Source organism: Synechococcus sp. R3-13, from assembly GCF_047462195.1.
Lineage (GTDB): Bacteria > Cyanobacteriota > Cyanobacteriia > Thermostichales > Thermostichaceae > Thermostichus.
The window spans coordinates 1-12,931 of the sequence record NZ_JANSIO010000361.1; the positions used below are offsets into that span (position 1 = coordinate 1).

General features: G+C 59.2%; 10 protein-coding genes. All 10 read right to left on the reverse strand.

From position 1 onward, the window contains the following. Window positions 1–666 precede the first annotated feature (666 nt). Window positions 667–1,758, reverse strand: coding sequence for a redox-regulated ATPase YchF (gene ychF, locus NW856_RS10925; RefSeq protein WP_414400254.1), 1,092 nt, complete (start codon window positions 1,756–1,758; stop codon window positions 667–669). Between the two features lie 270 nt (window positions 1,759–2,028). Next, window positions 2,029–3,423: a 23S rRNA (uracil(1939)-C(5))-methyltransferase RlmD gene (rlmD, locus tag NW856_RS10930; RefSeq protein ID WP_414400256.1), complete on the reverse strand. Its 1,395-nt coding sequence runs from the start codon at window positions 3,421–3,423 to the stop codon at window positions 2,029–2,031. A gap of 151 nt (window positions 3,424–3,574) precedes the next feature. Next, the gene (locus tag NW856_RS10935) at window positions 3,575–4,762 is read right to left on the reverse strand and encodes a GNAT family N-acetyltransferase (protein WP_414400258.1); all 1,188 of its coding nucleotides are present in this window, start codon (window positions 4,760–4,762) and stop codon (window positions 3,575–3,577) included. Continuing rightward, on the reverse strand, window positions 4,747–4,935 hold the full coding sequence (locus NW856_RS10940; RefSeq protein ID WP_414400260.1) for a hypothetical protein: 189 nt from the start codon (window positions 4,933–4,935) through the stop codon (window positions 4,747–4,749). The genes NW856_RS10935 and NW856_RS10940 overlap by 16 nt, the downstream gene beginning before the upstream one ends. A gap of 68 nt (window positions 4,936–5,003) precedes the next feature. Next, complete coding sequence (locus NW856_RS10945) at window positions 5,004–6,062, reverse strand: ATP-grasp domain-containing protein (protein ID WP_041436180.1); 1,059 nt, start codon at window positions 6,060–6,062, stop codon at window positions 5,004–5,006. A 36-nt stretch (window positions 6,063–6,098) separates the two neighbouring features. Beyond that, entirely contained in the window at window positions 6,099–6,830 is a 732-nt protein-coding gene (locus NW856_RS10950; protein WP_414400262.1) for an alpha/beta hydrolase-fold protein, read from the reverse strand. 128 nt (window positions 6,831–6,958) lie between these two features. After that, window positions 6,959–7,612: an LON peptidase substrate-binding domain-containing protein gene (locus tag NW856_RS10955; protein ID WP_414355826.1), complete on the reverse strand. Its 654-nt coding sequence runs from the start codon at window positions 7,610–7,612 to the stop codon at window positions 6,959–6,961. A gap of 128 nt (window positions 7,613–7,740) precedes the next feature. Further along, window positions 7,741–9,306, reverse strand: coding sequence for a UDP-N-acetylmuramoyl-L-alanyl-D-glutamate--2,6-diaminopimelate ligase (locus NW856_RS10960; protein WP_414400264.1), 1,566 nt, complete (start codon window positions 9,304–9,306; stop codon window positions 7,741–7,743). Window positions 9,307–9,418: 112 nt separating this feature from the next. Then, window positions 9,419–11,182, reverse strand: a complete 1,764-nt coding sequence (locus tag NW856_RS10965; protein ID WP_414400266.1) for an ABC transporter ATP-binding protein — start codon at window positions 11,180–11,182, stop codon at window positions 9,419–9,421. 59 nt (window positions 11,183–11,241) lie between these two features. Then, window positions 11,242–12,420 (reverse strand): 1-deoxy-D-xylulose-5-phosphate reductoisomerase, encoded by a 1,179-nt coding sequence (locus NW856_RS10970; protein WP_414400268.1) that lies wholly within the window; start codon window positions 12,418–12,420, stop codon window positions 11,242–11,244. Between the last annotated feature and the right edge of the window lie 511 nt (window positions 12,421–12,931).

Consider the following 12,931-nt stretch of genomic DNA (forward strand, 5'->3'; position numbering starts at 1 on the left):
CGCTGAAGCTGTCGGGGGTAACGTTCAGCACCCCCATCACCGCAACCCCGCGCCACGAGAGGCGATAGCCTTCCGCCGCCTTTTCGGCCCTGGGCAGGGGACGCCGAGAGGTCAAGCTGGTAACACTTCTAACCTTCAGAAGATGATCCTGCGCAAAGAGCATGCTGGTTTGTGCTGCTGGGGCAAGGAAAGAGTCTCCCGCAGCTCAGGATACTATGGCCCAAGCCCCACGCATGGCTGAAATCCAGTGAAATGCTTCGGCGTCTCCGGCTTGCAGAATGCAACCTGGGGAAGAGCCTCCGCCAACTCAGACGCTGGGGTTGGCCTGAGTCGGCAGAGGAACTCATCCCACTCTAGAACATGATGTCGTCTTCGGAACGACCCCAGATGCACCAAATGATAGAGGCAAAGATTGCCATGTAAACCCAGGCCATCGGGCCGTATTGCAGCAGATCCATCAATACATCCCTAAAACATTTGTTTATCTAGTCCAATTATTGTGATGTTTCGTTACAGCGTCAACAGTTCTCTCAGGAAAGGGCTGCTTCTCAGACCCAACTGGAGCTAAGGCGCCAAGCTGGGATCCCTTGTCCAGGGCGGATTAAATTGCTGAGAAAACCCAGCTTGCCTGAGAGAGACGGCTGAGAGATGCAGGGGGATGGGGAGCTAGACATGGAAACGGAAGTGCATCACATCCCCTTCCTGCACTACGTAGTCTTTGCCTTCGCTGCGCAGCAGGCCCTTTTCTTTGGCGGCATTCAGGGATCCCGCCGCCACCAGATCGGCATAGGCCACCGTCTCGGCCCGGATGAAGCCCCGCTCAAAATCGGAGTGGATCACCCCGGCTGCCTGAGGGGCTGTGGCGCCGACTGGGATCGTCCAAGCGCGGGTTTCTTTGGGGCCAGAGGTAAAGTAGGTGCGCAAGCCCAACAGCTCGTAGGTGGCTCGGATGAGAGATTTCAGCCCGCCTTCTTTCACCCCCAACGAATCCAGATAGGCCTGTCGCTCGTCGGGGGGTAGCTCCACCAGTTCCGCCTCCACCTGGGCTGAGACCACCACCACACCTGCCCCTTCCGCTTCGGCAAATTGCCGCACCTGCTCCACCCAGGCATTGCCGCTGGCCAGATCCGTTTCCGCCACATTGGCGGCGTAGATGACTTTTTTGCGGGTGAGCAGCCCCAACCCTTTGATCAACTGCTCTTCTTCTGGGCTGAGGGGTACCAGGCGAGCCGGCTTGCCCTCGTCCAAGGCAGCCTGTAATTGTTCCAGAGCCTGCAACTCCAGTTGGGCGGTTTTGTCGGACTTGGCCTGCTTGCGCACCCGCTCCATGCGCCGCTCGATCTGGGCCAGATCCGCCAGGGCCAGCTCCAGGTTGATCACCCCGATATCCCGCAAGGGATCCACCGATCCGGCCACATGCACAATGTTCTCGTCCTGGAAGCAGCGCACCACGTGCACCACGGCGTCCACCTGGCGAATGTGGGAGAGAAACTGGTTGCCCAGACCCTCCCCCTTGCTGGCTCCAGCCACCAGCCCGGCAATATCCACAAACTCGATTTGGCTGGGGATGATCTCGGCAGAACCGCTGATCTTGGCCAGCACCTGCAAGCGCTCGTCGGGCACCGCCACCCGCCCCACATTCGGCTCAATGGTGCAGAAGGGAAAGTTGGCCGCCTCGGCTTTGGCATTTTCACAGAGGGCGTTGAACAAGGTAGATTTGCCTACGTTGGGCAGGCCGACAATTCCAGCTCTTAACATCCAGATCTCGGAGAAAAAGCCAAAAACCAGGGTAACGGGATCCCTTGCTAGGCCGGAAGATCCCTACTCCGACGTTAGCATTTGCGGCCCCTCGACGGTGCGCTTTCCCAACCGGTGAATCCGCTCCCAAGCGCTCCGCGCCGCCAACGCGACCACCCCTGGCCCCTCTCTCAAGGGAAGAAAGGAAATAGGCGAAACGACTGTATCTTTTGCTCCGCTGCACAGTGCTGGGCGACTGAGGTCTTGCCAAGGTGCGTGATCCTTTCCAATTCAAACTCGCTCCAGAAAGGCCACCCCCTCCACGTGCCCGGTTTGGGGAAAGAAGTCAGCCGCCCGCCATTGGGTGAGGCGATAGGATCCCTCTGCCAGTAGGATCTGCAAGTCTCGCGCCAAAGTGGCAGGGTGACAGCTAATGTAGACGATGCGTGGTGGTCGTCGCAGCTTTAGGGTCTCGAGCACTTGGCGGTCGCAGCCGCGCCGCGGCGGATCCAGCACCACAATGTCGGCAGGGGGCAGGGTCGGCAAAACCTGTTCCACCGTGCCCTGGAAAAATTGGGCTGAGGCGATACCGTTGAACTGGGCATTGTAGCGGGCTTGGGCCACCGCTTCCGGCAAAGCTTCCACCCCCATCGCCCGTTTCGCCCGTTGCGCCAGCAGCAAGGTTAAGGTGCCGATGCCACAGTAGGCATCCAGGATGGTTTCCTCTCCCCGCAGGTTCAGTTGGTCGGCTATCCAGGTAAAAAAGGCTTCTGCTTGCTCTGTGTTGACCTGGAAGAAAGAGGTGCTGTCGATCCAGAGGGAAAAACCGGCAAATTCCTCCCGCAAAGACCCCCGACCGGCAATCACCTCAGTCTCCGGGCCGAAGATGGCATTGGTGCGGGCCGAGTTGAGATTGAGACAGACCCCCACCAGGTCAGGGTAGCGCTGCATCCAGCGTTCGGCCCAGCTTTCCAGATGGGGCAGGCGACGACTGCAACTGACCAAGGTCAGGAGCACCTCGCGGGTACGGCGACCGATGCGCAAACCCAAGTGGCGGAGATGACCTTGGTGACGACTTTCGTCGTAGACACTCCAGCCCGTTTCTTGGAGATCCCGCTTGATTTCCCTCAGGAACACATCCAGCCGCTCGTCTTGCACGGGGCATTGGTTGAGGTTCACCAGGCGGTGGCTGCCCCGTTGGTAGTAGCCCATGCGCAAGGGCTGGCCCTCCGGTTTGGTTATGGGGTAGGTGACCTTGTTGCGATAGCGCAGCGGCTGCCGGGATCCCAAAATAGGGACAGGCTGCGGCAGAGTCAGACCGCCAATCCGCTCCAGTGCATCCCTGAGGATTTGCTGCTTGGTGGCCAATTGCTGGGCATAGCTGACATGTTGCCATTGGCAGCCACCACATTTGTCCGCCACAATGCAGGCTGGTCGCACCCGTTGGGGAGAGGGAGAAATCAGCGACCGAATTCGCCCGACCAAGTAGTTGCGCTTGATCTCGGTTATTTGGGCCACCACCTGATCCCCGGGCACCGCCTGGGACACAAACACCACTCGCCCTTGTCCAAGTCCTACTGTGTGGGCAATGCCATCTCCCTGGGGGGTCAGGGCCGTGATCTCCAACATCAAAAGATCCCCAGGTTTAACGGGATCAGGAAGGCCGGAAGGGATCGGATGTTCCATTAGGCTGTTTCGCCGAAATTCGAAATAACTATAACCATAGGTCAGGTCGTGTTGGCTGGAGTCAGCATTGCCGGAAAAAGCTGTAGCAAGGCAAAAAGCATGTCAGCCGCCAACTGCTTACGGGATTGAAAACCCCATCCAATGAAGTGGTTCACTCCTTGGTCAAAACAGATAGAGAAGGCAAAACATCTTCTCGAAAAGGAACCTCGTTTTGATTCACGTTCTCCAGCTCGGCCAACATGAGAGGGTTAACCCGGTTTAGGTAGGGCACCAAAACCTGTTGTAGCCTTCGGCTGTAGAAGCGGTGGTAGCTGTACACAGGCGTGGCCGGAAATCCCCGTCGAATCTTATGGGATCCCCCTGCGCCGGGATCAAAGTTGCGGATCCCTTCTCGGATGGCGAGGGCAATGGGCTCGTAGTAGCAAACGTTAAAGTGCAAAAACTTCACCTCCTCCCGACAACCCCAGTAGCGCCCGAACAGGCGATCTCCCTTACGAATACAAAAAGACATCCCCACAATTTCTGCATTCCGTTCCCCGGCCACCAGCACAACTCGCTCCCGATAGTTGGGATAGAGAGACTCGAAAAAGCGGCGATTGAGATATTTGCTCCAGTTCCAAAATTGGGCGCAGGTGTTGCTGTAAAAGTCGTACATGAGAGACAACAGGCGGGGCGTGATCTCCTCTCCTGTGTAAATCTTGAGTTCTAGGCCGCTTTTTTCCATTGCAGCCCGCTCTCGCTTGATGTTGCGCCGCTGGTTGGCATTGAACTGGCTCAAAAAGTCTTCGTAAGAGCGGTAGCCGGGGTTGTGCCACTGGTAGTTGTGGGTGATCCGGGGCGTAAATCCATCCGACTCCAATTGAGTCCGCCAGTCCAGATCTACATAAAGCAAGCTAAACACCGAAATATCCTTCTCTTGGCAAAACCGGTCAATGGCTGCCAGCATCAACGACCACACCTCTGCTTCCGAATACTCGGGATGGACGAGGATGCGATAGCCCGTGGCCGGGGTGAAGGGGGCCATGCCGATTAACTTCGGGTAGTAGCGTTCCCCCAATTGGCCGGCAACTGCAGCCCATTCTTGGTCAAAGACAAACTCCCCCTGGCTGTGGCTTTTCAAATACAAGGGGGCAGCAGCAACCAACTGGCCGTCTGCCTCCACCAACAGGTGACAGGGCAGCCACCCCGTCTTGCGGCTGGCACAACCTGAGCTTTCTAGGCTGTGCAACCATTCGTATTCCAAAAAAGGAGAGGTGCGCTCCGTTTGCAAGGCGTGCCAGGCCCCTGCTGGGATCTCGCGAATATCGTGGCACCAGCGCCATTTCAACCCGGTTGACATTTGCCTGCTCGGATCAGACCAACCCGCCGTGCAATTGCCTCAGCTTGGCCGGGAAAAGGCCCCCAATGCTCTTGCCGACTCAAGAGGGGATCCCCCGCCGCCAAATGCAGCACCTGGCAGGATCCCTGCGCCTGCTTGATTATGGACCACCCTGAAACGGGGTCGGAAACCACGCTGCTGCTCCTTTGCCCGTCCACAACTTCTCCGGCGGAAAACCACACTTTTGGGTTCTGGTTTGATTTTAATCGGGATCCCTGGGCTCGTAGTAACGGTTGGCCAATTCCAAAGCCATCTGAAACTTCTGCTCGCGGGTGAGATCGGCCCGTCGGGCAATGTGGGCAAAGCGGTTGATATCTGGGGGCAGGAAGTCGAAAGGACGCTGTTCCCGCACGATGTCCAAGACCAAATCGCAAAGGGCCTGCTGGTAATCGTTATAGAAGATCTCTCCCAAAGCCTTGAGCCGCCCATCGGGCACCGGATTGTTAAAGTCGATGGCCTGCAGCTCTCCCTGCTCGTCAATAAATAGCTCCACCGAGTTCATTTCATAGCCCAAAACTCGATTGATAATCCGACAGGTATTGATGACTTTCTGGCCCATTTCCGGCGTGAGAAATTCTGGATCGAACAGATACTCGCTAGCATCGAATTTACGAAAGATGTACTTAATCGGAATGATCTTTCGGCCAATGCAGAGGGCGCGAATCTGCCAAGGGTAAGGGGTTTTGACCTTCTCTTGGATCATCATCACCTGAGATCCAGAGCGGTCGTAAAAATAGAGGAGCTGCTCCATGTTGTGGGCTATTTCTACTCCAATGGCCTCTCGCCCCTCCGCCGGCTTAATCACAATTGGCCAGCCCAGATCTTCCGCCATCCCCTGCCAATCGAAAAACTTGTGATACTTAAAATCTTCTGCTTTCAATGCGGGGGCTTCTTTAGGGGGCAGAATGTAAGTTTTGGGGATGGAGATCCCCAGCTCTTTGACCACCATGTAGGCAGCATCTTTGTTGCGCAGGTAGTAATAAAAGCTAAACGGGTTGTTGATGAGGTAAACCCCCCGAAAGGCAAAGCCCATGAACAGGCCGATGGCTTGGGGGTAAAGGTAGCTGAAACGATCCAGGATCAGGCGATACTTGGTGCGGTAATCCAGGTTCACCTCGTGAATGGTGACATGTTCGGCCCGGATCTTGTAAGTTTGGCCGTTGCGAGCTTGAACAGGGGGAAGTGCGTTGAGGCGGGCCAGAGTATCGTCCCCAAAAGGCTCGCTGAAGTGCAGGCTGCCAACCCAATAGTCTTCAATCATCAAAGCTCTCTCAAAAGCTATTCCCTGCAAGGGATCCTACGCGAAGGCGCGGATTTGCGCTTGCCAAGTGGGCCAGTCGTGATCCCCCTCCCATACCTCCAGTTGATGGGGGATGTCGTTGCGGCTGAGCACTTCTGCCAGGCGCAGATTGTCGCTGAGGCAGTGGTCGCGGCGAGCGGTGAGCAACTTCAGCTCGGTGTTGCGCCCGCCCAACTGATCCCAGAGTTGCCGGCTCATGTTGGACATATAGGCCAGCGGGTTGATGAAATACAGCTCCTGCTCTGCCCGTTGGGGATCCCAGCCGGTGATGGAGCCGAGAGCGGCCACATCGTAGGGCCCCCCCAGAGCCAAACAACGGCGCACTAGGCCGGGATGCCGACAGGTGAGGTTGACAGCATGGGTAGCTCCCAGGGAAAACCCAGCCACCACCAGAAACTCATTTTGCGCCTCGGCCTTGGCGTAGGGGATCAGCTCTTCTACCCAGTGCTGCTCCAGCAACAGCCAACGATCCCGCCGTTGGGGCAAGTCCAGCTGGCGGTTGAACAAAGTCTCCCAATCCAGGGTTTCCACGCAAAAAGCCTGCAAATAGCCCTGTTCCAGATGATGGCTGAGGCTGGCAATAATGCCGCGATCTTCCACGTCAAAAAAACGCCCGTTGCTGGTGGGCAGACAGATCAGCGGGTAGCCGTGATGCCCGAAGTGGAGCATCTCCATTTCCCGGCCCAGGATCTGAGAGGGAAAGCGCAAGTAGCGGCGAGGGTAGGGCATGAAAAATGGGAAGGTATACCCAACTTTCTCTTCTGCAGGGAGCCGAGAAGGCCGAATTGTCCCCTCTGGAAGAACCCACAAGAGCTACCCGAACAGATGGGAGCAAATCTGATCGGTTAACGGGAACCTCAGGAAATTTCCGTGAACAGATCCTTGAGGGCTGTGCGGGCGGCCAAGTGCTTGCGGGTGGACTCAAGAATTTCGGCTTCCCGGCGCAGCCGGCTTTCGGTACTGACCATTTCCAGCAGAGCTTGCTGCTCTTGGGGGGCTCCATGAAAGTGGCTGGCCACCCAGTAGGACAATTCTATGGGAGTGGTGGGGAGCTGCTCCGGCAACTCTGCATCCCGCTCCATCAGCTTGCCCGAGAGACGCACCACATCCTGAAGGAGAGTGGTAACCTGGCGCACCCAGCCCTGCAGGTCATCGGAAGGGGTGGTCGGCTCATCCTCAATCCATTCCACCAGCCCCACCCGGAAGGGTTTTTCCCGCACGTAATCCAAGACGCGGAAGCGCTGCTGCCCCAAGGTCAAAATGTCCATACGGTCATCCGGCAAGCGCTGCACCTGCAACACCTCAGCACAACACCCTACCCGCACCGGGGATCCCGTCTGGGGATTGAACATCAGCACCCCAAAGCGGCGATCCGTCTCCAGGATGGTGTTGATCATCATGCGGTAGCGGTACTCGAATATGTGCAGCGGCAGAGGGCGGCCCGGAAACAGTACCACCTCCGGCAAGGGAAACAGGGGTAGCTCGCGAACATCCACGGAAGAAGAAGGCATAGGGCTTGTGCTTCTCGTTGTACTGAGTCTAGCCCATCTTTAGGTAGCCCATGTGGGCAACTGTAAGCCTTTTGACTTGCTGTTGGCAATCCTCACCCCCAGCCCCTCTTCCGAAGAGAGAGAGGAGTTTATCGGGAGGGGCTATGGCTGTTCAGGCGCAGGGCCAGGGCGGCACGGGCTTCTTCCCGGTCGTCGAAGTGAACCTTCTCGGTGCCCAGGATTTGGTAGTCTTCGTGGCCTTTGCCGGCGATCACCACTGTATCCCCTGGCCGCGCTTCGAGGATGGCCAGGCGAATGGCCTGCCGCCGATCCACCTCCACCGCCCTGGGGGATCCAGGGATCCCGGCCAAAATATCCCGTAGGATCTGCTGGGGATCTTCGGTGCGGGGGTTGTCGGAGGTAACGATCACCTGATCGGCCCAGGTGGCGGCAATGCGGCCCATCTGCGGTCGTTTGCCCCGATCCCGATCCCCGCCACAGCCAAAGACACAGATAAGCTGACCTTGCACCTGGGAGCGCAGGGCCTTGAGCAGGTTTTCCAGCCCGTCGGGGGTGTGGGCATAGTCCACAATCACCGCGATATCCTGCCCCGGCAGGGTCACCCGCTCCATCCGCCCCGGTACGCCCGGAAAGTGGGGCAGGGCCGACTGGATGATCTCGACAGGGATCCCCAAGTGCAGGGCTACCCCCACCGCCGCCAGCAGGTTGGCCAGGTTGAAGGATCCCACCAGGGGGGCCTCCACGGCAAAGGCGCCAGAGGGGGTGTGGAGCGTCGCCTGTAAGCCGTTGGGGTGCAATTGAACGTTGCTGGGCCAGAGGCCGGGGATCCCTTCCAGAGGCTGCAGCGAGTAGGCCCAGGGCTGCAGATCGGGCCGAATGGCTTGCAAGAGCCGCCGTCCCCCAGCATCGTCGGCGTTGATCACCGCCCGCCCTTGGAGATACTCCTGTCGGAAGAGGGTGGCTTTGGCCTGCCAGTAGTTCTCCAGCGTCTGGTGAAAGTCCAGGTGATCCTGGGTAAGGTTGGTCCAGACGGCAGCGGCAAAGGAACATCCCCACACCCGATCTTGAGCGAGAGCATGGGAGCTCACCTCCATCACCGCCACCTCCGCCCCGGCTCTCTGGGCTTCCCTGAGGCTGCGCTGCAGTTCAGGCGGAAAAAGGGTGGTGTGGGGAGCAACTTCGCTGTGGCCCGGCCAGCGGTTGTACAGAGTGCCCAGCAAAGCCGCGGAGCGACCGGCAGCCTGCACCAAATGTTCAATGAGATGGGTGGTGGTGGTTTTGCCATTGGTGCCCGTCACCCCCACCAAGGTCAGTTGGCGGGCGGGAAACCCATAGAAAGCTGCCGCCACCTGGGCCACGGCCCTGTTCAGGCTGGCGCGAGGCAAAACCAGGACGGGCTGACTTCCCCATCCAGCCTCTCCGCTGACGCTCTCCCACGCCTCTTGGGAAATGAGGGCCGCCACTGCCCCTGCCGCCAGGGCCCGGGCCACGAAGCAACCCCCATCCACGCGGGATCCCGGCATCCCCAAGAAGAGATCCCCCGGCTGTACCTGGCGAGAGTCGGCACAGAGGCCCCAGACCTGCACCCCCTCCAGGGATCCCTGGGCCAATTGAGGCTGGATCCCAGCTTGGCTGAGCAATTCCCACAGAGGGTGCTCCGCACCCCTAGCGCGAACAATCCCAACAGTCTCCATTCCACCACTCCTCCCTGCTTTGCAGCTTACGGTAGCCGCTCAACCCCCTTTCCGACCAGAGCGCTAGCGAGATCCCCTCTTTACCTTGGGAGAGGAGCCAGGGGTGAAGAAATCAGGCCAGTATCTCCTCCAGCTTTTGCTTGGCCCACAGAGAAGCGTAGAGGCCCTTCTCGTCCGCCAGCAATTCGGCATGGGATCCCTTCTGCACGAGGCGGCCCCTGTCCATCACCCAAATCTGATCGGCTTCCACCGCAGCCGTAAGGCGATGGGTGATGAAGATCACCGTTTTCTGGGCCGTGACCCGACGCAGATGGCGGAGGATGGCTTGGGCCGTCTGGTTATCCACACTGGAGAGAGAGTCATCCAGGATCAAGATGGGAGCATCCACCAGCAAAGCCCGGGCCAAGGCCACCCGCTGTCGCTGGCCACCGGAGAGGGTGATGCCCCGCTCTCCCACCAGAGTGTCGTAGCCGTTGGGGAAGTTGAGGATCTCGGCGTGGATGTGGGCGGCTTTGGCCACCCATTCCACCTCCCAATCTTCGGCATCCGGCTTGCCGTAGCGAATGTTATCCCGAACCGTGGCGCTGAACAGAAAGCTCTCCTGGGGCACGTAGGCAATGGCCCGCCGCAGGGATCCCAGTTGGAGCTGGGTGATGTCCTGCCCATCCAAAAACAGTTGCCCCGGCTGGATCTCCAGCAGGCGAGGAAGGGCATTGGCCAGGGTGGACTTGCCCGCCCCAATTGGCCCCACCACCGCCACCATCTGGCCCGGTTCTATGCAAAAGTGCAAATCCTCTAGAGCCGGAGCTGCCGCAGGGCCGGCGAAGGCAAACGCGAGACCTCTGGCCTCGAGGCGACCCTGCACCCTCTCCAGAGGCAACGGCAAAGCGCCTGGGGCGTCTCGGATGGTGGGTTCTACCCCCAACAGAGCATCGATCCGCTCCAAGCTGACCTGCCCCCGCTGGTAGGCCGTGATGGTGAAGCCCAGCAGGGCGGTGGGAAATACCAACCGTTCCACGTAGAGGGTGAGGGCCGAAAAATCCCCAATGGTCAGCGTCCCTGCCGCAATCTGCGGCCCCCCCACCGCCAGCAGTAGCAACAAACTGAGGCTAACCAGCGCCACCAAAGAGGGGAAGAGCAAGTTGCGGGTGAGGGCTAAGCGTAAATTGGCCTGCAGCAGCCGCTGGTTCTGGCGGCGAAACCCCTGCTGCTCGTGCTGTTCTTGGCCGTATACCTTGATGACGGTGATGCCGTTCAGATCTTCTTGGATGAGATCGCTCAGATCTGCCAACTCCTGCTGCACCTGGAGCTGCTCCTGCTGCAGGCGGTTGCTGCTCAACTTCACCAGCACCAACATCACCGGAAACACCGATAGGGCCAGTGCGCTGAGGCGGGGCTCGATGCCAAACATGGCGGGCAAGGTGGTGGCATAGGCAAAGATCGTGTTGGCCAAATTGAGTAGGGCAAAGCCCAACAGGCGGCGGATGTTTTCCACATCGCTGGTGATGCGGGTGAGAATGTCCCCAATGGTCTGCTGGGCAAAGTAGGAAGGCTGCAGGGTGAGCAAATGCTCGAAGATGGCTTGCTTGAGGTGAAACTCCACCTGCCGTCCCACCCCAAACATCCACACCCGCGAGGCAATGCGAATGCCCATCATCAGGCTGGAGACGACCAGCACCGTCAAGGCGTAAAGGGCAATGCGCCGGGCCGACAAAGTGGCCAGGTTCTGGCTCAGGTCATCGATGACCAGCTTGACGTACCAGGGCAGGAACACCCCCAGGCCATTGACCAAGAGCAGGGATCCAATGCCCAACCCCACCTGTCGTCGATAGGGGCGCAGATAATGGGCCAATTGTCGGAGATGGGATCCGGTCACTCACTTGCTCCCTGCATCCTCTTCCACTCTAGCGTTCAGCCGGATCCCCCCGGTAGGGATCAGACCAGAACCTGAGCCGGGGCTTGCTGGGCCAGTTGTGCCGTTTCCCGCCGTGCCCAGGCATCTGCCTGCAAAATGTCCTCCAGGCTGGGATCGGCAATGACTTGATGCCGCTCACAAACCCGCTCCAAGAGACGGGGAATATCCAAAAAACGGATGCGCTCCTGCAAGAACAGGGCCACCGCCGCTTCGTTGGCCGCATTCAACACTGCCGGCAGCGTTCCCCCCCTCCGTCCAGCGGCATAGGCCAACTCCATGCAGGGGTACTTGCGGTGATCCGGAGCCTTAAAGGTGAGGGATCCCAGCTTGACCAAATCGAGGGGATTCCAGGGGGTGGCCAGGCGTTCCGGCCAACTGAGGCCGTAGAGGATGGGCAGGTGCATGTCCGGCCAGCCCAACTGGGCCAGAACCGAGGTATCGGCCAGCTCGATCAGGGAGTGGACAATGCTCTGCGGGTGGATGAGGATGTCGATGTGGTCGTAGTCCAGGCCGAAGAGCCAGTGGGCCTCGATCACCTCCAGGCCCTTGTTCATTAGGGTAGCCGAGTCGATGGTGATTTTGCGCCCCATCACCCAATTGGGATGCTTGAGGGCATCGGCCAGGGTGACCTGATCCAATTTTTCGGCAGGCCAATCCCGAAAGGCGCCACCCGAGGCAGTCAACAGGATTCTTCGCAGGGATCCCGCCGGCACCCCCTGTAAACATTGGAAAATGGCCGAATGCTCAGAGTCGACGGGGATCAGGTTCACCCCGTACTGCCGCACCAAGGGCAGCACCACCGGCCCCCCTGCCACCAGGGTTTCTTTGTTGGCCAGGGCAATGTCTTTGCCGGCACGGATGGCCGCCAGGGTTGGCAACAAACCGGCGCAGCCGACGATCCCCGTCACCACCCGCTGGGCCGCCGGGTGAGCCGCCACCTGACACAGCCCCTCCGTTCCGGCCACCAACTCCGGCAGCGGTCGGATCCCCGTCAGCAGCGACCGCAGCTCCGGCAGCAGTTCTTCCCGGCCAATGGCAACCATCTGGGGCCGAAACCGCCGCACCTGCTCGGCCAAGAGGGCAACGTTGCTGTAGCTGGTCAGGCCAACAACCTGAAAACGCTCCGGATACTGGGCCACCAAGTCCAGAGTTTGGGTGCCAATCGAGCCGGTGGAGCCGAGCAAGGTGATGGCTTGCATAAAGGATCCCTTTACCCCTGAAAGAGCGTGACGTCCTCCCAACGCAGACTTCCCCTCGCGCAACTTGCCCAAGGACTCCGTCCCGCTATTGCGAACGGCCCCACCTCGCGTTCGGGGATCCCTGCCTCACGCCCCTTCATCTTATTCTTATCTGGAATCTGTGTGCTCCCTCCGATCCCCGACAGCGGGATCCTATGCGGCTGTGGGGTCCGCGATGCCCCCCTTCCCCAGATTTTGGTTTCAAACCTTTCCCGACTGAGAACGCAGCCACTGGCTGAGCAGCGCCTCGATCAGCTCCGAAAGATCTTGATCCGATTCCAACAGGATGCGCTTCACGGCTCGGTGAGTCTCTTTGGGGATTTGACATACTCCCCTGCCTAAAGACAGGGGATTCTGGTTCCTGGTTCTGCGACAGCGCTTACCGTGTCAGGCTTCCCCTCCACGGCAGCGGCGCTCGTCTCCCCAGGCGTTCCCCCTTGCGGGGCGGTTCCCTTATGCCCTAAGGTACCGT